Origin of the sequence: Spongiibacter thalassae, assembly GCF_012272835.1 — a bacterium.
Classification (GTDB): domain Bacteria; phylum Pseudomonadota; class Gammaproteobacteria; order Pseudomonadales; family Spongiibacteraceae; genus Spongiibacter; species Spongiibacter thalassae.
In genome coordinates, this window is record NZ_JAAWWK010000002.1 from 280,181 (window position 1) to 302,247 (window position 22,067).

Here is a 22,067-nt window from a genome sequence, read left to right on the forward strand (position 1 = left end):
ATGACTGTAAATTCTCCTGTAATTGTTGCGCTAGACGTAAATACCCTTGATGAACTCGACGCGCTGGTTGGCCAGTTGGACCCGGCGGAATGTCGCCTGAAGGTCGGCAAGGAATTGTTCACCCTGTTTGGCCCCCAGGTGGTTGAGCGGTTACACCAGCGGGGGTTTGAGGTCTTTCTTGATCTGAAATTCCACGACATTCCCAACACCGTCGCCGCTGCTGTGCGGGCGGCGGCGGAGCTTGGGGTGTGGATGGTCAATGTACATGCCAGCGGCGGCGCGGCGATGATGCAGGCTGCGCGGGCGGCCTTGGCACCCTATGGAGACAAGGCACCGCTGCTGATTGCAGTGACGGTATTAACCTCCATGAACAATAATGACCTCGCCGGTGTGGGTATTGCGCGATCTGCCCAGGAGCAGGTTGAGATGCTCGCCGCATTGGCAGAGGACTGTGGAATGGACGGGGTAGTGTGTTCTGCCCAGGAAGCGCCCCTGTTGCGTAGCGCCCGGGGTAAGGCGTTCTTACTGGTAACACCGGGTATACGGCCTGCGGATAGCAACACAGACGATCAACAGCGTATCGCAACGCCTGCCGAGGCGGTTTCCCTCGGGAGTAACTATCTGGTGATAGGCCGCCCCATTACCCGGGCCGAAAACCCCGCGGCCAGTCTGAAAAATATCAACGCTGAGCTATTGCCGTCGTCTTGAATTAACGGAATACCAGCGCTCACTGATTAAACAAGGAAGAACACTATGGCAGTAATCGATGTATTTAACGGCGACGCAGATGGCCTGTGTGCTCTGCTTCAATTACGCAATGCTGAGCCTCAGGACAGTGTGCTGGTCAGTGGCGTAAAGCGGGATATTGCCCTGCTGAACAGGGTAAAGGCCGCCAAAGGCGATAAGGTTACCGTGCTCGACGTCTCGCTGGATAAAAATCGCGACGGCCTGGCGGCGGCGCTGGCGGCGGGGGCTGAGGTGTTTTATGTGGATCACCACTTTGCCGGTGAAATTCCCGACCATCCGGCCCTGACTACCCATATCAACACTTCTGCTGATGTATGTACCAGCCTGTTGGTGAATGGCCATTTGCGCGGGGTGTTTGCTGAATGGGCAGTCGTGGGCGCTTTTGGCGACAACCTGCGGCAGAGTGCCATCACCGTTGCGAAATCCCTCGATCTGAAAACCGATGAATTAAACCGGCTGGAAAACCTGGGTATCTACCTTAACTACAACGGCTATGGCGCTACCCTTGAAGACCTGCACTTTGAGCCGATAAAACTGTTTGAAGCCATGCGTCCCTATTCCACACCCTCGGCGTTTATGGAAGGGGCTACAGAAACCTTTGAGCAATTGGAAGCGGGCTATCACAACGACATGCGTGCAGCGGCGGCACTGCCCCCGGTGCACAGCAATGACAACTGTGCTGTTTATGTGCTGCCCAATGAACGCTGGGCGCGGCGGGTGAGTGGAGTGTACAGCAACGACTTGGCCAACGGCAATCCTGACCGAGCCCACGCTGTGCTCACCGAGAAGGCCAATGGTGAGTATCTGGTGAGTGTGCGGGCACCTTTAAACAACAAGCAGGGGGCCGATGAATTTTGCCGTCAGTTCCCTACAGGTGGCGGTCGCGCGGCAGCGGCGGGTATCAATGATTTGCCCGGCGACAGCCTGGAACATTTTTGCGCAAAATTTGACAGCTTTTACCGGGGGCTTGCGAAATAGACATGTTTACCCCGGAAGCGTGGTTAACCATAGCGGTGATCACGACCTGTCTATCCGCGCTGGTGTTTACCAATCGTCCCGCCGATATGGTGTTGTTCGGCGGGGTGATTTTGCTGATGTTAGCGGGCGTGCTGACACCGGCCGAGGCGCTGGCGGGCATGTCCAACGAGGGTATGGCAACGGTTGGCGTGCTGTTTATTGTCGCCCAGGCCCTGTCGGAAACCGGAGTAGTTAGCTGGATTTCGCAGAATGTATTGGGGCGTCCGCGGTCGGCAGTCAGTGCCCAGTTTAGATTGATGGCGCCGGTGGCGGCCTTCAGCAGCATTCTCAACAACACGCCGGTGGTGGCGATGCTGATCCCCGCGGTCAGGGATTGGGCCAAGCGCAACAAGCTGTCGCCGTCGCAGTTAATGATCCCCCTGAGTTATGCAGCCATTGTGGGCGGCACCTGTACATTGGTGGGTACCAGTACCAACCTGGTGGTCAACGGCATGCTGATACAGTACGCCCCCGAAGACACCCTGGGCATGTTTGACCTCGCCTGGGTGGGGGTGCCGTGCACCCTGTTGGTGATTGCGTTTGTGATGCTCTTTGCCAAATACCTCTTACCTCACAATGGGGGGAAAGACGCCCGCTTTGGCGATACCCGGCAATACATCGTTGAAATGTATGTCGAGCCGGGCAGCCCGATTGTCGGTCAGTCGATCGAGGGCGCAGGCTTGCGCCAATTGCCGGGCATGTTTTTGATCGAGATTATTCGCGAGGGTCGGATTATCACGGCGGTGTCGCCCTCTGAAACCCTGCGTGGCAGCGACCAACTGGTGTTTGCCGGGGATGTGCGCTCAGTGGTCGATCTGAAAAATATCCACGGCCTGAAACTGGCTGAAAAACAGGTGTTCAAGCTGGATGGAGGCAATTTAAGTCGTTGCCTGGTGGAGGTAGTCGTCTCTCACAGTTTTCCCCAGTTGGGTCGTCGCATACGCGATATGCGTTTTCGTAACACATACGGCGCGGCGGTGATCGCGGTATCTCGCAATGGCTCCCAGATCAAGGGTCGTCTCGGTGATATCGAACTGGAGGCCGGCGATACGCTGCTATTGGAGGCTCACGAGAACTTCGTCGCCAATCAGCGCTATTCCCGGGATTTTCTGTTGGTGAGCGAAATTGAAAACTCTCGTCCGGTTCGCCATGAGCATCGCGGCCGCGCTTCATTGATTATGCTCGGCATGGTGTTGGTGGTAGCTGTGGGGTGGCTGTCAATGCTCAAAGCCGCCTGTGTTGCTGCGGGTTTGATGATCGCCCTGCGCTGCATTCGTGCCAGTGAAGCCCGCCGCAGCGTGGACTGGCAGGTATTGCTGGTGATCGCCGCGTCGATTGCACTGGGTAGTGCGCTGGAGAAAACCGGCGCAGCGGAAGTCATTGCCCGTGGTATTGTGGGGTTGGCGGAGGGGTCGCCATTGGCCACCCTTGGCGCGGTGTTCGTCGTAACGGCATTGTTTTCGGCGGTTATTTCCAATCTTGCCGCTGCCGTGATCGTATTCCCGATTTGTCTGGCGGCGAGCCAGCAACTCGGTGTTAGCCTACTGCCCTTTGCTGTGGTGTTGATGATGGCGGCCTCGGCGAGTTTCGCTACACCGATCGGTTACCAAACCAATTTAATGGTGTATGGCCCGGGCAATTACCGCTTTTCTGACTTCCTGAAAATGGGCCTGCCATTAACCCTGTTGGTGGGAATAGTGACCTTGCTCATTGTGCCGCTGATCTGGCCGTTCTGAGCGGCCAGTGGGCGGTATGCTAGCGCTCACAGTAAAGCTCTTTAACCGCGTCGAAGCGGTTGCCGCGCAGCAGTTCGCGGTGATCGCTGACCGCCACAGCCAGATCCATTCCAGTGAAGCCGTTGCGCAGCAACAGGCCGCACGCGGTTTTGGCAAGTTTCTTCGGTTTCACCCGTTCAATATCAGCGCTGAGCAACAGCCGGTTATGGCGTAGCCACATCGCCTTGTGGGTGGCAAACGCCGGTTCATGCTCGAAATAGCGTTGCATTTGTCTATGAGCGTTGGAAAAACGGTCCTGGGCGCTATAGGCCGGGGTGGCCGCAATAACGGCGAACAAATAGCAGGCTAGGCTGACGCGAAGGGCCTTCATGGAATATCCCGAATCAAAATGATGGCCACAGTGTAGCGTGTTCGCGACGGTTTCACCGAGAGTTAGTGCACTGCTATGGCAACTCAGCTTGCGGGGGGCTGGTCGCGCAGCGCCCGTCGCAGAATTTTTCCCACTGCGGACTTGGGTAACTCATCGACAAAGGTCACGCTTTTAGGAACTTTGTATCCAGTGAGATGCTGGCGACAGAAGTCCTGAAGGGCCGCTGCTGTCAGGTCGGGGTTGGTGCTCACCGCGTAGAGCGCGACGGCCTCGCCGCTTTTTGTATCCGGTTTGCCAATCACCGCCGCCTCGACAATATCGGGGTGCTCGTAGACGACATTTTCTACTTCATTGGGGTAAACGTTGAATCCGGAGACGATAATCATATCCTTGAGCCGGTCAACAATGCGGAAAAAACCGTCCGGTTCGCGCAGGGCGATATCGCCGGTGCGGAAAAAGCCTTCGTCATCAATGGCTTCATCTGTCGCTTCAGGGCGATTCCAGTAGCCGCGCATGACCTGACCGCCGCGCACGACCAGCTCACCGGCTTCGCCGTCGGGTAGTTCGTTGCCATCGGGGTCGACGATTTTCACTTCCTCGCCGATCTGGGCCTTGCCCACTGTGCCGAGGCGGCAGTTGCGCTGGGTATTGATACTGACAACTGCGGTGGTTTCCGACAGACCGTAACCCTCGAACAGCGGTGTTCCAGTGCGGGCGGACCACTCCCGGGCGACCTCGGGGACCAGGGCGGCGCCGCCAACAATGGTGCCCCGGTTATGGCTCCAGTCGATCTCATCGAACTTCGGGTTTTGCAGCATGCCGACCAGCATGGTGTTGACTGCGGCGAACCCGGAAAAGCGGCAGGATTTCATGGTATCCATCATGCCGTCGAGGTTGCGTGGGTCGGGGATCAAGATCGACTGGCCACCATTGGAGAAATTGCCGATCAGATAAAGGGTAAAGCCGAATATATGGTAGATCGGCAGCGGGGCAATCAGCACTTCAATAGCCTCAGGATCGAAGCCCGCGTCGTCAGCTCGCATGGCTTCTGCCTGACGCACATAGGTGTAGAAATTACCGTGGGTCAACATCGCACCTTTGGCGACACCTGTAGTGCCTCCGGTGTATTGCAACACGGCAATATCCGTCATGTCAGCGCCATCGCTTGACAGGGGCGTGTCGCCGCCGGCGTGGAGAGTCTCTGGAAAAGTAACTACCCGCAGCGTGTTTGTCAGGGCCGTATCGGGGGCCGGTTGGGCCTCCATCATATCGAAAATATTGGTGATAATGAGGGTTTCGACCGGGGTATCAGGCAACACCTTTTCGGCTTTGGGGAGAAACTCACTGAGCATTACGATGGCGCGGGCGCCGGAGTCGTTCAGTTGATGTTCAAGCTCCCGCTCGGTGTACAGCGGGTTGGTATTCACCAGGATCAGACCGGCGCGGAGTATGCCCCAGGCTGCTACGGGGTACTGCATAAGGTTCGGTAGTTGTATCGCCACGCGATCACCGGCTTGCAAGCCCCCTTCATTGCGCAGCCAGGCGGCAAAGCTGCGGCTCTGTTGTTCCAATTCCGCGTAGGTCATATCCTGGCCAAGTGCACTGAACGCGACGCGGCCGGCAAACTGTGACACCGCCTCATCGAAGATATCGATCAGATTGCTGTGCCCGGGTGAGGTCAAGGCTTCGACAGTACGGTCGCAATAGGCGAAACGCATGCTCATGAGGGTATTCTCCTTATTATTAAAGGTTAGAGAGATATAACTTATTGGAACACGCTGGCTCCCATGAGGCCAGCGCTTACTTAGCGCTCCAACGCTACCGCAATTTCCCGGTGACGGGCTGCGTCGAGTGGGTAGCGGCGAATAATAATCAGCACAAAAACGAACAGGCAGGTCAGGAGTGGGCCAGCGACAACAGCCAGGCGTACTATTGACTCTGTGGCGATCTCATTCGGTGCGGCGCCCCGTGGAAAACTGATGAGATCCAGGGCAATGCCCGCGAAAAAACTGCCCAGACCATAACTGGCCTTGGTGGCGAAGGATCGGGCGGCGAAAAACAACCCTTCCTCGCGTCTACCTGTGGCGAGTTCATGTTCATCGGCGGTGTCGGACAGCATTGAGTCCAGCAGAATAACAAAGGCGATAAAAAAGCCCTGGGCAGCACCGTTGAACAGGTAGACCGTCCATAGTTTCTCGGCGACGGTGACACCCTCCAACGCTCCTGCCAAAAACAACAGTATGGGCACCGATGACAATAGCGCACCCAGCAGGGCACACAATCCCGAGGCCAGTCGTTTATCGAGCTTTTTGGACAGGCTTTGGGCGATGGTTGACGCCAGTAAAATCCCAAGCAGGGGCGAGGTTGCCAGCAATGCGAGCTGGTTGGAGTCAAAGCCGAATACGTAGGTTGCCACATAAACCAGCAGGGTCAGGCTGATGCCAGCGAGGACATTGAACATCAGCGTTCCAAAAAACAGAATTCGAAAAGCGTGTTCACGCAGGGTGGTAAACACATCGAGAACTGCAAACACCGGGTGGCGGTTTCGGTGTTGTTGTGCAGGCGCTTTCAGCATGGGAATAAAGTGAAAGGTGGTGGCGATACACCACAGCATGGCGACGCTGCCGAGCACACCGGCAAACAGCCCGAATCCACCGTAATTATCAGGGTTCAGCATGCCGTTGCTGAAGGCCTCAGTGGCGGGGAAAAATACCGCGAAACCGACAACAGACACCACCAGGGTACCGAAGTAGGAGAAAAACACCCGATAACCGATCAGCGAGGTTCGTTCATGATAGTCCCGCACCATTTCCGCTCCGAGGGACAAATGGGGCACGAAGAACAGGGTTAACATCAGGCGCACGGCCATTGCACCGCCCAACAGCCACCAGAACAGACCCATCTGGCCCAGCCCCTCAGGAGGGCTGAACAGCATAAACACGGCGATTCCGAAGGGCACACTCCCGGCAATCATAAAGGGGTGGCGACGGCCCCAGCGGGAGCGCCAGTTGTCGGAAATTTGCCCTATCATAGGATCGGTAATGGCGTCGATCATGAGTGCAATGAGCGAGGCGGTGCCGGCGAGGGAGCCGGACAAACCCAGCACCTGGTTGTAGTAAAAAAACAGAAAGGTGACGAAGGCGCCCTGTTTAACGCCGTCGGCAAGTTGGCCGACGCCGTAACCGATTTTGCTGGTCGCTTTCATTGGCGAATATGCTCCGGGTTGCTGTCGGCAAGTAAGGCGAAGGGCCCCTGTTTCATACTCAGTGCAGTGCACCAGGCGCGATCGATATCGCTGGAACTGGCAACGCCGTGGCTTTCAATGGCGATGGCCGCATCCACCAGGGCGCTAACCAGTGGCGTAACCACGTGTGGGTTGGCATGGTTGACAAAACCCGTAGCGAGAAAGGAAGCGTCGGGGTAGTCGTAGAAGCCCGCACCGGTCTTGCGGCCCAGACGCCCATCGTCCAGGTAGCGCTGCAGGAAGGCGCTGATATCGGGCTGCCTGGCGGCCCTTACGGGGTCTTCCCGCGGTTCCCGCCAACTGTCGGCGACGACATCAAGGCCGAACAGGTCCATAAGTGCAAAGGGGCCGAGGGGAACGGAAAACCGTGCCATCCATGCACTATCAATGTCTTCCACACTGGCCCGCCCGTTAATCACTTCCCACTTGGCCGCCTGGAGTACCGGGCCGAGGAGGGCATTGAACACGTAGCCAGGGTATTCCTTTTTCAATACCAGGGGCTCCGCAGCCAGGCTGTGCACATAGCGTTCCAGCAGGTCTACATTTGCCTTGGTACAGCGCGGTCCGGCGACAATATCGAACAATAGCGCGCCGAAGTGCGAGTGCAGGGCTGCGAAGCGCTCGCCGTAAACGAGGGCGCTGTCCATGTCAGATACCAGCAGGGCCGAGGTGTTGGAGGTCAGCAGTGTGTCGGCAGAACAGAGGGCATCCAGCTCGGTGAATAGCGTCCGTTTCAGTGCCATGCGTTCGGGAATGGACTCACTCACCAGGCCGACACCACGCACCGCCTTGGCCAGGTTGCTCTCAACGGTGACTCTATCATAGGCAGCACTCAGGTCGTCTGCACCGCAGTAGCCGATCTCAACCAGATGCGCGCCGATAGCCTGTTGCACCAGGGGAACGGCTTCCAGAACGCCGTGTTGCAGGTCGTGTACGACTACCTCGTAGCCGGACAGTGCAGCCAGCAGTGAATTGAAACAGCCCATTGTGCCACCGCCGACAAAGGCGACTCGGTTGAACTCTGCCACGGTCATTTCAGCGCTCGCGTTGGTCGCTCCGGCAGTACCAGGTTGGTGCTGCCCCGGGCGACAATGGCGGGCCGATAGGCTACAACAGGTAGGCCAGCCAGCGCGTTGACAATATGGAACTGGGTGGGGTTTTGTTCCCAGGTAAGGCTTGCCCAGTTGACGCTACCGCTGCCGACCTGCGCCTCGTGGATAGTGGTCGCAGAGGGGAAGGTAGTGATTTCATGGCGGGGTTGGCCATAGCCGCCAACCGCGGGCAGATAGCGCCAGCCAATGGGGTTGTCGCGGCCGGCCTTTTCCGCCGCGCTGGCGGCAATTTCTTCCGCTGTTGGCGCGCGAAGTTCGTCGATACTCATCGCCACAATGGGGCTGCCGAAGTGCTGGGCCGAACAGTCCCAACGGCCACTGGATATGCGGTGCTCGGGAATGTCTGCGTAGATCTTGGGTATACCCTGCAGCTCCCGGCCACTGAGGATCGCGTCGGTGAGGTTTTCCCACATTACCAGGGTATAGTCGCCTTCCAACTGCTCGGTTTCACCGGCGTAGCGCACGGCGGCACTAACGCCAATCAGGTTGTAGCCGCGACCGGCCAGCCAGTCAACCTGCTTATTACAGGCGTAGGTCACGGTTACCAAAGGCGTTTCCGCCACCTCCAGGGGCTCGGGCAAATACTGCTGAAGTGCCTCGCGCTCGGTTTCGTAGGACACGATCATCATGGTCACGTCGTGGTACCAGCCTGAGGTGCCGGGGCCAATGTAGCGTGGGCCGAAGTGCGCCGGCATTTGATAGCTGGCATTGGGGTTAGGTTTGAACATGTTTTCCAGCCTCACTGCAGGGTGTAACGGAAGTCGAGATGGTAGGAGGTTTCGTCGGGAAGCGATGCGTACACGTAGTTGCCCGAGATCAGCGGTTGATCCAGTGTCAGTACGTTTTCCCGCTCCTCGGTCAGGTTCTTGGCGTTAAGTACCAGTGACCAGCGGCCGCTTTCCTCCTTCAGACCCAGTCGAGCATTAATCTTGGTCGTCGCCTCCTGCAAGGAGAATGGGTCGTTGTCTGTGTCCGTGAAGTGCTCGCCCTGGTGGAGGGCGTCAACGCCGGCCAGCAGGTTTATGCCGCTGTTGAACAGGGGGATATCCAGCGAGGTATACAGGCTGGCGCTGACCTCCGGCGCAAAGGCGAGGGGCTCACCTGAAAGATCCTGGAACGACGGCGCAGTGGGATCACTTTGGGGACCGGTTTTTTCGTTGTAGCAGGAGGGGTCACCTGTGCCCGATTCGGTGCCGGCCTGGGGCACTGCACAAAGGTACTCATCGTAGGTTGCATCTACCAGGCCGGCGCTGCCGCCAATAGACAGATAGGGCACCGGTGGCAGCCAGAAGAAGTCGAACTCCAGCCCCTGGGTGGTGGCGTCGGCGGCATTGGTGACAAAGATCTGGGTGCCATCGAAATTACGCACCTGCAGATCCTGGTACTGGGTGTAGTAGATCGCTCCATTGAGTATCAGCGAGCCGCCAAACAGCTTGCTCTTTATACCAATTTCATAGGCGTTGGCCCGCTCTGGTTCAAAGGTGAGGTTGTCGTCGGAAAATACCGCTGCGGCGAAGCCGCCGCTTTTGAAGCCCTGGGTATAGGTTGCGAACAGGGTGATTTCCTTGGCGACTTCCCAGGTGACGGTAAATTTTGGGGTGAAGTCGTAGTCGGAGGCATCCAGAGTGACGTCGAAATTTTCCTGGCCGGTGGTAATAGGACCTGCTCCCGGTAAACCTTCACGCTGGGACAGAATATTGCCGGTTCGCTTGTCTTCGCCGTAACGCAGGCCGAGGGTCAGGGTCAGGGCGTCGGCTACCAGCCAATCAAACTGGGTGAAATAGGCCACACTGTCGGTTTCAACCCGGGTGATGGCGTACAGGGTTTCAGCTTGCCCGTCATCCTCCACGGTCTCCACGGGAACGGGGACGGAGGGGAAGAAGCCAAAGTCGGACTGGGGGTCATAGGCACCGCCGGCCCCCGCGATGTAGGCCGCGAACCCGGCGCCGTTGGTCTGGGATATCGACGAGCCGTGATCGGTTTGCGCGGCGAATACTCCGGCGACAAAATCAACCCCGTGACCAATACCGAACAGGGCCGGTAATGATCCGGCAAAGCGCAGTTCCACCTGGTCCTGCTGGTAGAAATTAGGTTCGCCGTCACGGGTGCCGAAATTGATAAAGTCGATGGGTGAAAAGTCGCCGTCAATGGCGTAGGGACCTTCGAACTCCGATGTGCCGGCGATAAACGTCATAGCCAGGGTGTTGGCCAGCCCGACTTCACCGAAATCCTTGGTGTACTTGAGGTTGGCGGAGGTGGTATCCCGGTTGGAAAAGGTTTCGCTGTCCATCGAGGTCGTGTTATTCCAGGGGTCATCCTCGAACTCGGGGTCGCCATTTTCCTCGCTGCGGAACTGGTCCCGGGAGCGCTCGCTGGCTTTGGCGATCTGAGTGATAAGCCCCACTTCCCGGTGCTCCGAGGCCCAGAGGTTCAACAGCAGTTCCGAACTGTCGTCGATCAGCCACTTGATCTTGACCCGGCCGCCACGGTCTACCATGTAATTTTGCTCATCGCGGGCAGTATTGTAGAGATGGCTGTCGCGATAGCGGTAGCGCAGGGCGATGCGCATCGCGAGCTTGTCGTCGATCAGAGGGAGGGATATCGCACCCTCGGCCTTCACCTCGTCATATTTGGCAGTACCCACGTTGATATAGGCCGACCGGTCAAAGCTCGGGTCGGTGGTGGTAAAACTGAATACCCCCGCGATAGTATTCTTGCCGAAAAGTGTCCCCTGGGGGCCGCGCAGCACCTCCACCCGTGCCATATCGAATGCCGTGTCGTTGATATAACTCGCCCGACCGTAAAAAACATCGTCAATCGACACACCAACCGACGGCTCCAGTCCCCGCCCCAGTGGCGGCGTGCCAAAGCCCCGAATGGTTAGAACCGGGGAGTGTCCCTGTGAATTGTTGAACTTAACGTTAGGGGTATACTGAACAAGCTCGCCGACATCGGAAATGGCTTTGTCGTTAAAAAACTCGCTTTCGAAGCTGGCCACGGAAATTGGCACATCCTGCAGGTTTTGCGCTTTTTTCTGGGCCGTAACGATAACTTCCTCGATAACCCGGTTTTGCCCGAATGCGGACAGGGAGATCATCGCTAAAAGCAGGCCTGTACCGGGAAAAAAGTTTCGTAACATTGCAAATACTCCGCTTTTCCCCGCTTTAACAAGCTCTTTGGGGAATCATGTTTTTATTGTGCGCACGGTGGGTTGCGCTATAGTCAGGTCGAGTATGCTCCTGGCTGCGAGTGGCGGCCACGACGTAGCGTGTCGGTGCGTGGATAAATCTCAGGCCTGCTTTCAATTGGCATTTATTTATACTTAGTATACAAGGTCTTACGTTGTTCAAATGCCCGTTGCACGTGGGCTTCGGTTCCTGATTGAGTACAGCGAATGAAGTTTGTAAAAGATGAATTTGCCTTTCCCCGGTTCCTCAAGTTCTGGCGGGGGGTGTTTAAAGTTAGTCAGGAGGAGCTGGCCTTTCAGCTGGGTTGCTCACCGCGACATGTGAGCCGTCTTGAGACCGGCGAATGTCGGCCGAGCGAAACCCTGATTCAGCAGGTTGCCGATACCTTGGGGCTGGGCAAGCGCGATCATAACCATTTGCGCATAGCCGCAGGTTTTGCGCCGGATGAACCGGGGCTGGACTTCAACAGTCGCGAGATGAACTGGCTGCGCAAGGCGATGTTGCGCACATTGCGAGCCCTCGATCCACTGCCGGCCACACTGCTCGATAGTCGCTCCAACATACTTATGGTCAATCGGGGGTTTGTCAGCCTTTTTACCCAGCAGGTGTCGGAAGAATTGCTGGCGAAGCTGGATAATAACTTCGACTTTGTCTTTGCCAACGCCGATCCCGAACATGAGGAGGGACGTGCCGACACCTTGTCGGCCATTCTTATGGCCAGTCAGCAGGCGGCCTTGTTCAGCAACAACGCCGAAGACCTGCAGCATATTGTCGAAATGGAAAAGCACCCCGCAGTGCCATCGGACTGGAAGCAGCGAGCGGCGGGTATGGAGCCTATGGCGAGCTTTCGGGTGCAGCTAAAGGTGAATGGTCAGGAAGAAAACTTTTTTAATGTCAGCACTACCGTGGGGGCACTGGGACCTGCGGCCTTTCTGTCTGAGCCTCGATTGACCATTAATATCCTCTACCCGGAAGACGAAGACCTCGATCTGACAGCTGTGCTAAGGGAGGACGCCCGTCACCCCTTGCTGTTCTATTGACTTGTCGTCTCTGGCCGCTGCGCCTAGCCCGCATGGGCCACTGAGCCGCCGTCGAGCACCAGGGTATGCCCGCACATCCACGCCGATGCCCGGGAGGCGAGATAGATAGCGGTACCGGCGATATCCTCTGCTTGACCTAAACGTCCACGGGGGATGTGCGTCGGCGCGGTAACGGATTCCTCATCGACAATATACGCGGTCAACTTGCTGGCGAAAAAGCCTGGTGCAATGCCGTTTATATTCACATTATCCTTGGCCAGATCGGCCGCCATATGCCGGGTAAGCTGGATCACCGCGGCCTTGCTGGCAGAGTAGGAGTAGTTCTCCAGTTTGGGATGGGTGATGCCGTTGATTGAGGCGATATTAATGACCCGTGCAGGGTCTGCTTTGCTGCCCGCCGCCTTGAGCTGAGGTAGCAACATCTGGGTCAGGAAAAACATCGACTTCACATTCACCTGCATAATCTTGTCCCAGCCATTTTCCGGGAACTCTCCCAGCGGCGCGCCCCAACTTGCACCGGCGTTATTAATCAATACATCGATCTTCGCCTCCCGCTGTTGAAGGGCTTTGGCAAAAGCCTCGGTGCCTGCCTGTGAACCCAGGTCGGCCACCAACGGAATGCACTCCCCGTAAGCCGAAAGCTCCTCTGCGCAGGCCATCAGCTCCCCTTCCTTACGCGCGCTGATATAAACCCTGGCACCGTTCTCAAGAAAACCGCGAGCCATCATCGCGCCGAGCCCCCGGGAACCGCCGGTAATCACAACCGTCTTGTCGGCAATGGAAAACAGGTTTTTCATAGGACTCACCATAGGCATTGTAGGTATGAAAATAAGTGTAGCGGCCAGCATCGAACGTGATTTGACCAATGTGAGGTACAGAGTACGGTCGGATTCTTCGAATGGACAGGACGTGGCACGTCCGACGGAGGCGGGGAGTAACGTTATAGAATAACTTTAGGGGTGCCGAGACTAATATTTTCAGCCAGTTCGGCAGTGCCAGTCAGGAGTTTTTCGGTTTAGGTGTTTTTTGTTCTAAAGGCTCCTGCAATTGCTTTTTTCGAGAGAGTGCTCTTAACGCGGAAAAATTGTCGATGAATACGATCAAATCCCTATCGCGTAATAGCACTTGGCTATGGAGGAGCTTGGAGTTTGATTCATTAGTGATGGACGGAAACTGCTACCCTGAACAAATACTCAGTGTTTGGTGTACGGTCACTAGCGCACTGAAGTGTAGAATTGGGGTGTGTGAACGGTTCTGTACTTTTTCCGTAGAGGGTCGCGAGTAGAGAGGGGGTTAGTGTGGAACGCTTGAAAAAGGCGTGTATTCCTGTTTTTGTGTTTTGTGTGATTGCTTCATATCTATGTGCAATGGTGTTCAGCCCCTTGCTGAGTGCGGGCTTTGATTGGGAATACTTGCAGAGAGTATGGGATAGGTGGCAAACACTAAATGCCGCGATGATTGCCCTCTGTGCCAGTCTTGTTGCACTTTGGGCCTCGCAACGGCAGGCTTCACTGCAAAAAAAATTGATTGAAGATCAACGGGAAAGAGAGTTCGTCGCGGCGAGAGCATTTCTTTCAGCTGCGCTAGCAGAATTGCAGGACTATTTGCGAGATGTCTATATCGCTTACTCAGAGCTATATGAAGAACTCCCTGTCGATGGGAGCTTTAGCGATGATAACTCTTATGTTCCTGATGTCGCGCTTCCCGAACTACCGGTTTCCCATAGGACGGTCTTTCGAGATTGTATTACCCACGCTTCTCCTGACATAGCGAAATATCTTTCTCATATCCTTTCGCGGGTACAGGTGATTAACTCAAGGGTAATGGGGATTAACGAATCGATAATGTATAAATCGCGTAGCAAGATCGTTGACGACATCTTGTCTGTCGCTGAGATAGAAGCTACGTGCAATAAATTATATTCGTTTGCGCGCGGTGATAGCCCGCTTATCCCAAGCCCTATCGGAGACGATGATTTGATAGGTATGTTACATAGAGCGACTTGTTTTTGGGAAAAACAAAAGATGCCTTCGGGGGCTATTACTGAGGCAATACGCATTCTTAGCAACAAAATTGCTGAGTAGTTCAGTAAATCGGAAAACAAAAACGGGTTACACCTTGCGATGTAACCCGTTCATTTGTATGGCTCCGCCTGCTGGGCTCGAACCAGCGACCCAATGATTAACAGTCTCGAAATCAGAATGTTTTGAAATGTGTATTTATGTTGATTTAATCAATAAAAATCAATATGTTAAAAGCTATTCTCGGTGGCCAAGTATTGACTTAAATTCATTAGGATTGATGTTTTTTCGCCAAATGTGCTTACACCCTTGCTTACACCTTTGAGCATTGAAGAGGTCAGACTGTTGGAAAAAATTGTTAACTTCACAGCGAAGAGAGTTTCGGAGTTTTCTTGTCCACCCGGTAAATTCCAAGAGATTTTCTGGGATGCTGACCCAAAGGCCCCAGGATTGGGGGTTCGCATCAGGGGCAAGGGTAGGCCCACTTATGTTTTCCAAAGCCGTTTCCAAAAGCGGTCATTAAGGATGGCGATAGGAACGATAGATACGTGGACTATCCCTGAGGCGCGCAGACGAGCACGCGAGCTCCAAAGCCTGATAGACCTTGGTCGCGACCCCAGGGTGGTCAAAGCTGAAACTATTACGAATGATATTCAAGCCCGAGCTCTTTCCAAGCTCGAAGGTATGACCGTAGGTGAGGCGTGGCAGACATACTTGGAGGAGCGTCGACCATTTTGGAGTGAGTCACACTACAACTCGCATTTAGCATTGTCGCAGGCGGGAGGAGCTCGACGAAAGCGCTCGAAAGAGTTGACTCGCCAGGGGCCCCTCTATCCTTTGCTCGGGTTAAAGTTGGTTGATGTTGACAGTGGGTCCTTAAAAACGTGGGCAGCGCAAGAGGCAAAGGTGCGCCCGAGCAGTTCGAGACTCGCATTGAGGGTCTTTAAAGCGTTCCTGAGGTGGTGTGCAGAGCAAGAGGGCTACCGAGGTAAAGTTGATGCCGAGGCGGCCAGCGGAAAGCGTATAAATGAAATTGTTGGGAGTGCGCCAGCTCGGCGGGATGCTCTTCGACGTGAGCAGTTAGCTGAGTGGTTTAATCATGTACGGGAAATTCAAAACCCTGTTGTTAGTGGTTACTTACAATGTTTGCTGCTGACGGGAGTACGTCGAGAAGAGATGGCGAAACTGAAATGGTCTGATGTTGATTTCCGTTGGCACACTATCCACTTCTCAGACAAGGTTGATGAATTCGGTAAGGAAATTCCTCTGACGCCCTATGTAGAAAGTATTCTTCTGAGTTTGCCCCGCAGAAACGAGTGGGTGTTCAGCAGCCCGACCAGTCGGTCTGGTCGCATAGTAGACCCGAAAAAAGCCCATCAAACCGCCTGCGCTCGAGCAGGTGTATCGCTCACTATTCATGGGCTCCGGCGTTCATTCAAAAGTCTCGCGGAGTGGCTCGATATTCCGGCTGGCGTCACTGCTCAGATTATGGGGCACAAGCCCAGCGCTACAGCAGAAAAACATTATACCGTGCGGCCAGTAGACTTACTCAGAGTTCATCACACTGCGTTTGAATCATGGGTGCTTAATAATGCAGGTGTCGAGTTTGAGCCGAACAATGAAAAACCTACTTTGAAAGCGGTATCGCAGCGATAGCACTAGGGAGAACCTCGTGGCAGAAGGAAAAAATGGAGATAAACAAAAATTCGAGATGCGCCGTTTGCGAGGCTTGGCTCACGCGCGCTACCTTCGTGAGCGCTGGGGCTTGGTTGCGGGCCTGACGCCAGAAGAAATTTACGGCTATGAGGTGCCTTGGGGGGAGGCGGTTGCGCTATATCGAGCGTTGCGGTCATCTTCGAAAGAAGGTGGTTCGGTCGATATGTCTGATGTGGATTCCTGGGAGCGTGTGTATGTCGAGTTTTGTATGAATCTATATGAGAGGCGGCAGGTCTTGTTGGCGGAAAAAGAGAGATTGATGGCCATGATTCGCGAGGATAGAGATAACTCCTCCGAAAGCCTCGTTTTGCCAGATAGAGAGCGGCTTATTCAATCACTCACCGTTATTGAACTGTGGCTGACAGATGATGCGCCGCAGAATCGACTAGAGGCGATTCCGGGAGTACGAGGCGGGCGCTGGGAGGTTGTCTGGCCCTCTCGGCTCATAAACTACACCAGAGAGCTTTGCATCGAGCTTCAAAATTGGTGTGACGAGAACAAGGGGGTTCCGTCAGCCCTGCAGGTCTTGAACGAGTGGAAGCGTAATCCGCCCATAGGTATAACCGATGTGTCAGATAACAGGTTTTGTCTGACCAATACTCAAGGGGAGAGATGGGTGGACTACGAAGCTTTACAGAGAACTATCAACAACCATGTCCATTATTTGGGTGAAGATTCCAATTTCTAAAGGGGAAAGTCAGGAAATCTCAGGAAATCTCAGGAAATCTCAGGAAAAGTCAGGAAAAGTCAGGAAAAGTCAGGAAATCTCAGCATACTCGGCGGGTCAACAAACCTTACATCAGATGATTAAACCTCTATTCCGTTACGAGGTTTTCAATGATGTTAGAGCCAAAAGTAAGTAAGCCCATTGTGGCCGATGCTGGAGACACCATGTGCTCCAAGCCGATAAGTTTCGCACCTTTGGAAAAAATCTTGACCCCCACGGTCAGCACCGAGGCTGCAGCACACTATTTACACCGTAGACCCCAGACTTTACGTGTCTGGGCCAGTAAAGAATCGGGCCCGATTCGCCCCCGCCGTATCAATGGCCGCCTCCACTGGAGCGTGGCTGAGCTGCGTGAGCTCCTGGGGGTGTGCTGATGGACTGTAAGTGCAATATCGTTTCCAGAACACCTGGCTGTGTAATGTGCGCGCAGTTGCCCCTCTATGACAACTTGCCGGTTCCTGTGCCGCGTATGCCCAGGGAGGGGACAACTATCCGCGCCGTGGCCGAGAAGTTCCGTGAAGGGAAAAAACTCGACCACAAGGACGTCATCGACAGTGATGGAAGCTGGCGGCTGGCTTCAATGGTTTGTGATTTGAAAAAACTCCATGGCTGGTCGATTGATTCGTACAAAGTCAACAGCAGGGGGACGAAGGTCTATTTCGTCAACGCCATCGACCGGCGAGACCTTGGTTGGACGTAGCCATGATGGTGCAATTCGGAAGGCGCCCCAGGGAGCGGGGTTGCGCGAATGGCTAAGGGCGGTATGAACAGTCGCGGAATGAAAGCGAATGGCCGAGGAAGTGGCAAGGGGCAGTTCTTTCGGGCATTGCATGCGATATTCGACCATCCCGATTACATTGCCCTGTCCAAGTCGTCGAGAGCTTTTCTTTGGGATATGAGTCGCCAGTACAATGGATATAACAATGGTAACATCAGTGCGGCACCCGCAATCATGGAGCGTATGGGCTGGGATAAGAAAACGGCGTTGCGGTGCCGCAAGGAGCTAGAGGCGCGGGGTTGGATTGTGGTGACGCGTTATCCTCGAGCCAGGAAAGAGCCTGTGCTGTACCGGTTTTCTTGGCTCGATGTTGATGTATGGTCGGGAAAGCCTTACTTGGACCCAGGGGCAGATAAGGTGCCTCGGCGAAGGTTGCGGGCGTAATTCAATATTCTAAGGGGTAAAATCGCCCCCTTAAATTGCTGTAATGGGGGCTAAGATACCCCATAAATGCCACTGGGGATGGTTTTATGGGGGCTTTAAGCTACCATAAACCCCGTCCGCAACAGGTTTTTATGGGGTAAATATGGCCCCCCTTTATAGAGATATACCAAGCTGTTGCGCAATCTATGAGACAGGTTTTTACTTGTTTTGCTTGCGGTGAGTCGGAATCGGAGCAAATAAACCCTTATAAAAGGTAGGGAAATCATCGGGGATTTGCGAGCCTATTGCCAGAGCGCTCGCCGCTTACGCTGTTGAATTGCCAGTCAGGTACGAAGGAATGGATAGAAAGCACTATATGGATGAGTTGGCGCGCAGAATTGAGCGCTTGTGCAGAGCCTCTAAAGAAGGCTACAAATCTTCTGCTGTTGAGCGGCATCGCCTGGAGGGCTTCATTCAGGCGGGTGTCTTTCTCGGTATCACATCGAATACGGAAACCAAATCCCTGCTCGAGAACACCTACTTAACGGTTTTTGGCAAGCCGCTGCGCGACGGCGAAGGTGCGTCCTCTGCGGCGCTTGGCGTTGAGATGCTTGACTATAGCCAGTACGACTCGCCGTCCTTTATGCGAAAAGGCCTTTAATCGCCCCCATAACACCAACAGCGCTGGCCAACGAGCTGGCGGTACTTCAGGAACAACGCTGTAAATGAATGCTTCTCAAGGTAATTTTAGTGCGACGGCCGCCTTCATCTGGTCAGTGGCTGACCTGCTTCGCGGCGACTTCAAACAGTCGCAATACGGTCGGATAATCCTACCCTTCACGCTACTGCGCCGCCTCGAGTGCGTATTGGAGCCGACTAAAGAGGCAGTGCTGGCTCAAGACACTGTTGTGAAGGAAATGCCTGAGGAGGCCGCCCGCAAGCTCTTGCTGCATGCTGCCGGACAACCGTTTTACAACACCTCCCAAATGGACCTGGGCAAGCTCGGGCAAAATCAGGTGCTGGAGAATCTGGAGAGCTATATCCACTCCTTCAGCCCGGATGCGCGGGAAATCTTCGATTATTTCTCGTTCACGGAATTTTTGGTCCAGCTCAACGAGGCCAATCTACTGTACCGGGTGGCAGGCAAGTTTGCGGGGATGGACTTGCATCCCCAAGTGCTCAGCAACCACGACATGGGCTTGGTGTTTGAGGAGTTGATTCGGCGTTTTGCGGAATCCTCCAATGAAACAGCGGGGGAGCACTTTACCCCACGGGATATTGTTCGTCTGACAACGTCTCTGACGTTCTGTGGCGACGACGACGCCCTCAGCAAGCCAGGGGTGGTTCGCTCTATCTACGACCCAACGGCGGGGACGGGTGGCTTCCTGTCCTCTGGCATGGAGTACCTGCATGAGATTAACGAGGGTGCGCGACTGGCGACCTTCGGGCAGGAGCTCAACAAGGAATCCTACGCCATCTGTAAAGCCGACATGCTCATCAAGGGGCAGGAGGTCTCTAACATCAAGCAGGGCAATACCCTGTCGGATGACCAGCTCCCGACCAACACCTTCGACTACATGCTTAGCAATCCCCCGTTCGGGGTTGAGTGGAAGAAGGTTCAGAAGGCTGTTGTCGATGAGCACAAGCAGAAGGGCTTCGGTGGTCGCTTCGGGCCGGGGTTGCCCCGAGTCTCCGATGGTTCCCTGCTGTTCCTGATGCACCTTATCAGCAAGATGCGCAGGCCTGACGAGGGCGGCTCACGAATCGGCATTATCCTGAATGGCTCCCCTTTGTTTACCGGGGGCGCAGGTAGCGGCGAAAGTGAAATCCGCAGATACATCCTCGAGAACGACCTGTTGGAAGCCATCATCGCCTTGCCGACTGACATGTTCTACAACACCGGCATTGCGACCTATGTATGGGCGCTGAGCAACCACAAGCCCGAGGAGCGCAAGGGTAAGGTTCAGCTCATCAACGCGACCGACAGCTTCGAGAAGATGCGGAAGTCTCTCGGCTCCAAGCGCAAATACCTTACCGAAGAGCAAATAGAAGACATTGTGCGGCTCTACGGCAATTTTGAGGAGTCCGAGACCAGCAAGATATTCAACAGTACAGACTTCGGTTATCGCAGGATTACCGTCGAACGCCCATTGAAGCTGGCTCTGTATCCCAAGGACGACCTTAAGCGGGAAGCTCTGGCTGCTGACAAGGCTTGGTTGAAGCTGGACGAGAGCCTGCAACAAGACATCCTGAAAGCGCTTGATGCTATCGACGATGAGAAGCTCCTGTCGCGCTCGAAGTTCGACAAACAGCTCAAGGCGAATCTCGAAGGCGTGAAGCTGCCAGCAACCGTTCTGAAGCTCCTTCACAAGCATTTGGGCGAGCAGGACGAAGAGGCAGAGGTATGCAAGGCCAAGGGAAAACCAGAGCCCTCAAGTGACCTCAGGGACTACGAGAACGTCCCCCTCAGCGAATCCATCGACGACTACTTTCAACGCGAAGTGCTGCCCCATGTGCCCGATGCATGGATTGATGAAAGCAAGAAGGACGACAGGGACGGACAGGTAGGTATTGTCGGCTACGAGATTCCCTTCAACCGCCACTTCTACAAATACGTGCCGCCAAGGTCACTGGAAGAGATTGATGCAGACCTCGACAAGGTAAGTGCGGAGATATTGGAGTTGCTTCAGGAGGTGCATTCCTGATGACGGGGCGGTATCAGTCCTATAAGGAATATCAATCCAGTGGCGTTGATTGGCTGCAAGAGGTGCCGACGACTTGGGAGCTTACTCGGCTTGGAAAGTGGTTTTCTGAGCGAAGGGAAACGGTTAGCGACAAAGACTACGCGCCACTCTCAGTTACGATGCAAGGTATTGTTCCTCAGGTCGAGACGGCAGCAAAGTCTGATGCGGGAGACAACCGAAAAAAGGTTGTGGAAGGCGATTTTGTAATTAACTCTCGCTCAGACCGCAAGGGTTCTTCGGGGGTTGCCGACAGGGACGGCTCTGTTTCGCTTATTAGTATCGTTCTTGAGCCAAAGAACATTGAAGCCCGCTTTGTCCACCATCTCATGAGAAGCCAGCCCTTCCAAGAAGAGTTTTATCGGTATGGCAAGGGTATCGTTGCGGACCTATGGAGTACTAAGTATTCCGATATGAAGAACATTCGGTTGGCATTGCCCAGCCGAGAAGAACAAAAGACCATCGCTCGCTTCCTCGACCACGAGACCGGCAAGATAGACGAGCTCATCGCCAAACAGGAGCGACTCATCGAGTTGCTGAAGGAAAAGCGTCAGGCGGTGATTTCACATGCGGTGACAAAGGGGCTGAATCCTGATGTGCCGATGAAGGACTCAGGTGTCGAGTGGCTTGGGGAGGTGCCTGAGCATTGGGAAGCCAAGAAGTTAAAACATGTCGTAGCTAAGATTATTGACGCAGAACATAAAACAGCCGATTTCATTGATGATGGCCCGTTTCTTGTTTGTAGGACGACAAATGTGCGGGATGGAGTACTTCGCTTAGATGGAGCAAAGTACACAAATGAAGAGACTTACAAGCGCTGGACGGCGCGGGGTATCCCGGAACCTGGTGACGTATTGTTCACTCGGGAGGCTCCGGCGGGGGAGGCATGTGTCGTTCCTAGTGAGCCAAGACTTTGTCTCGGGCAGAGAATGGTCTTATTCAAACTGTTTCGAGATATTATCAATGAAGACTTTCTAGTTTTCTCGTTACATGCAGGTCTAGCCGACGAGTTCATTGCTCAACTTTCTCAAGGAAGTACTGTCGCACATTTCAATATGTCAGACATCCGTAATATTCCATTGATGCTTCCGCCGTTGTCAGAGCAATACAGCATTGTTTCTGAGCTACGCGAAAAGTTGGAATTGATGGACAGTCTTTCTGGTAATGCAGAGCGATTGATTCATCTCTCTAAAGAACGCCGCACAGCCTTAATCTCAGCCGCCGTAACTGGCAAGATAGACGTCAGGGGCTGGCAATCTGAATAATT

Annotated in this window: 19 protein-coding genes; 12 read left to right on the forward strand and 7 right to left on the reverse strand. The window is 54.6% G+C overall.

The annotated features are described in order from the left end of the window. Genes pyrF through HCU74_RS05505 form a run of 3 tightly spaced genes read left to right on the forward strand, consistent with a single transcriptional unit; the run spans nt 1 to nt 3,500 of the window. Complete coding sequence (gene pyrF, locus HCU74_RS05495) at nt 1-708, forward strand: orotidine-5'-phosphate decarboxylase (RefSeq protein WP_168449418.1); 708 nt, start codon at nt 1-3, stop codon at nt 706-708. 45 nt (nt 709-753) lie between these two features. Next, nucleotides 754-1,725, forward strand: a complete 972-nt coding sequence (locus HCU74_RS05500) for a DHH family phosphoesterase (RefSeq protein WP_168449419.1) — start codon at nt 754-756, stop codon at nt 1,723-1,725. A gap of 2 nt (nt 1,726-1,727) precedes the next feature. After that, nucleotides 1,728-3,500 carry an SLC13 family permease gene (locus tag HCU74_RS05505; protein WP_168449420.1) on the forward strand — a complete coding sequence of 591 codons (1,773 nt, stop codon included), beginning with the start codon at nt 1,728-1,730 and terminating at the stop codon, nt 3,498-3,500. A gap of 19 nt (nt 3,501-3,519) precedes the next feature. Here the strand turns inward: HCU74_RS05505 and HCU74_RS05510 are convergent, their stop codons facing one another. The 6 genes from HCU74_RS05510 to HCU74_RS05535 form a co-directional block, all read right to left on the reverse strand. Then, nucleotides 3,520-3,870: a hypothetical protein gene (locus tag HCU74_RS05510; RefSeq protein WP_168449421.1), complete on the reverse strand. Its 351-nt coding sequence runs from the start codon at nt 3,868-3,870 to the stop codon at nt 3,520-3,522. An 83-nt stretch (nt 3,871-3,953) separates the two neighbouring features. After that, nucleotides 3,954-5,594, reverse strand: coding sequence for an AMP-binding protein (locus HCU74_RS05515; protein WP_168449422.1), 1,641 nt, complete (start codon nt 5,592-5,594; stop codon nt 3,954-3,956). Between the two features lie 80 nt (nt 5,595-5,674). Next, a complete protein-coding gene (locus tag HCU74_RS05520) occupies nt 5,675-7,075 on the reverse strand; it encodes an MFS transporter (protein ID WP_168449423.1) in 1,401 nt (466 codons plus the stop codon). Further along, nucleotides 7,072-8,148 carry a 3-hydroxyacyl-CoA dehydrogenase NAD-binding domain-containing protein gene (locus HCU74_RS05525; RefSeq protein WP_168449424.1) on the reverse strand — a complete coding sequence of 359 codons (1,077 nt, stop codon included), beginning with the start codon at nt 8,146-8,148 and terminating at the stop codon, nt 7,072-7,074. The genes HCU74_RS05520 and HCU74_RS05525 overlap by 4 nt, the downstream gene beginning before the upstream one ends. Continuing rightward, nucleotides 8,145-8,954 carry an acetoacetate decarboxylase family protein gene (locus tag HCU74_RS05530; RefSeq protein ID WP_246864473.1) on the reverse strand — a complete coding sequence of 270 codons (810 nt, stop codon included), beginning with the start codon at nt 8,952-8,954 and terminating at the stop codon, nt 8,145-8,147. The genes HCU74_RS05525 and HCU74_RS05530 overlap by 4 nt, the downstream gene beginning before the upstream one ends. 11 nt (nt 8,955-8,965) lie before the next feature. After that, nucleotides 8,966-11,365, reverse strand: coding sequence for a TonB-dependent receptor (locus HCU74_RS05535; RefSeq protein WP_168449425.1), 2,400 nt, complete (start codon nt 11,363-11,365; stop codon nt 8,966-8,968). Nucleotides 11,366-11,620: 255 nt separating this feature from the next. Here HCU74_RS05535 and HCU74_RS05540 point away from each other — a divergent pair, with 255 nt between their 5' ends. Next, on the forward strand, nt 11,621-12,454 hold the full coding sequence (locus tag HCU74_RS05540; protein WP_168449426.1) for a helix-turn-helix domain-containing protein: 834 nt from the start codon (nt 11,621-11,623) through the stop codon (nt 12,452-12,454). 23 nt (nt 12,455-12,477) lie between these two features. Here the strand turns inward: HCU74_RS05540 and HCU74_RS05545 are convergent, their stop codons facing one another. Beyond that, complete coding sequence (locus HCU74_RS05545; protein ID WP_168449427.1) at nt 12,478-13,251, reverse strand: SDR family NAD(P)-dependent oxidoreductase; 774 nt, start codon at nt 13,249-13,251, stop codon at nt 12,478-12,480. 501 nt (nt 13,252-13,752) lie between these two features. On the opposite strand from HCU74_RS05545, the gene HCU74_RS05550 reads away from it, so the two are divergent. The 8 genes from HCU74_RS05550 to HCU74_RS05585 all read left to right on the forward strand — a co-directional run bounded on the left by HCU74_RS05550 (nt 13,753) and on the right by HCU74_RS05585 (nt 22,065). After that, a complete protein-coding gene (locus tag HCU74_RS05550; RefSeq protein ID WP_168449428.1) occupies nt 13,753-14,538 on the forward strand; it encodes a hypothetical protein in 786 nt (261 codons plus the stop codon). A 282-nt stretch (nt 14,539-14,820) separates the two neighbouring features. Next, on the forward strand, nt 14,821-16,131 hold the full coding sequence (locus HCU74_RS05555) for a tyrosine-type recombinase/integrase (RefSeq protein ID WP_168449429.1): 1,311 nt from the start codon (nt 14,821-14,823) through the stop codon (nt 16,129-16,131). 16 nt (nt 16,132-16,147) lie between these two features. Next, nucleotides 16,148-16,879 (forward strand): hypothetical protein, encoded by a 732-nt coding sequence (locus HCU74_RS05560; RefSeq protein ID WP_168449430.1) that lies wholly within the window; start codon nt 16,148-16,150, stop codon nt 16,877-16,879. A gap of 412 nt (nt 16,880-17,291) precedes the next feature. Then, on the forward strand, nt 17,292-17,618 hold the full coding sequence (locus tag HCU74_RS05565; protein WP_168449431.1) for a hypothetical protein: 327 nt from the start codon (nt 17,292-17,294) through the stop codon (nt 17,616-17,618). Between the two features lie 48 nt (nt 17,619-17,666). Continuing rightward, nucleotides 17,667-18,080, forward strand: coding sequence for a hypothetical protein (locus HCU74_RS05570; RefSeq protein ID WP_168449432.1), 414 nt, complete (start codon nt 17,667-17,669; stop codon nt 18,078-18,080). A gap of 337 nt (nt 18,081-18,417) precedes the next feature. Next, on the forward strand, nt 18,418-18,720 hold the full coding sequence (locus HCU74_RS05575; protein ID WP_168449433.1) for a hypothetical protein: 303 nt from the start codon (nt 18,418-18,420) through the stop codon (nt 18,718-18,720). 64 nt (nt 18,721-18,784) lie between these two features. Next, a complete protein-coding gene (locus HCU74_RS05580) occupies nt 18,785-20,764 on the forward strand; it encodes a type I restriction-modification system subunit M (protein ID WP_168449434.1) in 1,980 nt (659 codons plus the stop codon). Further along, nucleotides 20,764-22,065: a restriction endonuclease subunit S gene (locus tag HCU74_RS05585; RefSeq protein WP_168449435.1), complete on the forward strand. Its 1,302-nt coding sequence runs from the start codon at nt 20,764-20,766 to the stop codon at nt 22,063-22,065. The genes HCU74_RS05580 and HCU74_RS05585 overlap by 1 nt, the downstream gene beginning before the upstream one ends. Nucleotides 22,066-22,067 lie beyond the last annotated feature (2 nt).

What these genes read in the sequence shown, in the direction of transcription:
- pyrF (WP_168449418.1), top strand. Translation starts at nt 1, where the DNA reads ATGACTGTAAATTCTCCTGTAATTGTTGCGCTAGACGTAAATACCCTT.
- HCU74_RS05500 (WP_168449419.1), top strand. Translation starts at nt 754, where the DNA reads ATGGCAGTAATCGATGTATTTAACGGCGACGCAGATGGCCTGTGTGCT.
- HCU74_RS05505 (WP_168449420.1), top strand. Translation starts at nt 1,728, where the DNA reads ATGTTTACCCCGGAAGCGTGGTTAACCATAGCGGTGATCACGACCTGT.
- HCU74_RS05510 (WP_168449421.1), bottom strand. Translation starts at nt 3,870, where the DNA reads ATGAAGGCCCTTCGCGTCAGCCTAGCCTGCTATTTGTTCGCCGTTATT.
- HCU74_RS05515 (WP_168449422.1), bottom strand. Translation starts at nt 5,594, where the DNA reads ATGAGCATGCGTTTCGCCTATTGCGACCGTACTGTCGAAGCCTTGACC.
- HCU74_RS05520 (WP_168449423.1), bottom strand. Translation starts at nt 7,075, where the DNA reads ATGAAAGCGACCAGCAAAATCGGTTACGGCGTCGGCCAACTTGCCGAC.
- HCU74_RS05525 (WP_168449424.1), bottom strand. Translation starts at nt 8,148, where the DNA reads ATGACCGTGGCAGAGTTCAACCGAGTCGCCTTTGTCGGCGGTGGCACA.
- HCU74_RS05530 (WP_246864473.1), bottom strand. Translation starts at nt 8,954, where the DNA reads ATGTTCAAACCTAACCCCAATGCCAGCTATCAAATGCCGGCGCACTTC.
- HCU74_RS05535 (WP_168449425.1), bottom strand. Translation starts at nt 11,365, where the DNA reads ATGTTACGAAACTTTTTTCCCGGTACAGGCCTGCTTTTAGCGATGATC.
- HCU74_RS05540 (WP_168449426.1), top strand. Translation starts at nt 11,621, where the DNA reads ATGAAGTTTGTAAAAGATGAATTTGCCTTTCCCCGGTTCCTCAAGTTC.
- HCU74_RS05545 (WP_168449427.1), bottom strand. Translation starts at nt 13,251, where the DNA reads ATGAAAAACCTGTTTTCCATTGCCGACAAGACGGTTGTGATTACCGGC.
- HCU74_RS05565 (WP_168449431.1), top strand. Translation starts at nt 17,292, where the DNA reads ATGGACTGTAAGTGCAATATCGTTTCCAGAACACCTGGCTGTGTAATG.
- HCU74_RS05570 (WP_168449432.1), top strand. Translation starts at nt 17,667, where the DNA reads ATGGCTAAGGGCGGTATGAACAGTCGCGGAATGAAAGCGAATGGCCGA.
- HCU74_RS05575 (WP_168449433.1), top strand. Translation starts at nt 18,418, where the DNA reads ATGGATAGAAAGCACTATATGGATGAGTTGGCGCGCAGAATTGAGCGC.
- HCU74_RS05580 (WP_168449434.1), top strand. Translation starts at nt 18,785, where the DNA reads ATGAATGCTTCTCAAGGTAATTTTAGTGCGACGGCCGCCTTCATCTGG.
- HCU74_RS05585 (WP_168449435.1), top strand. Translation starts at nt 20,764, where the DNA reads ATGACGGGGCGGTATCAGTCCTATAAGGAATATCAATCCAGTGGCGTT.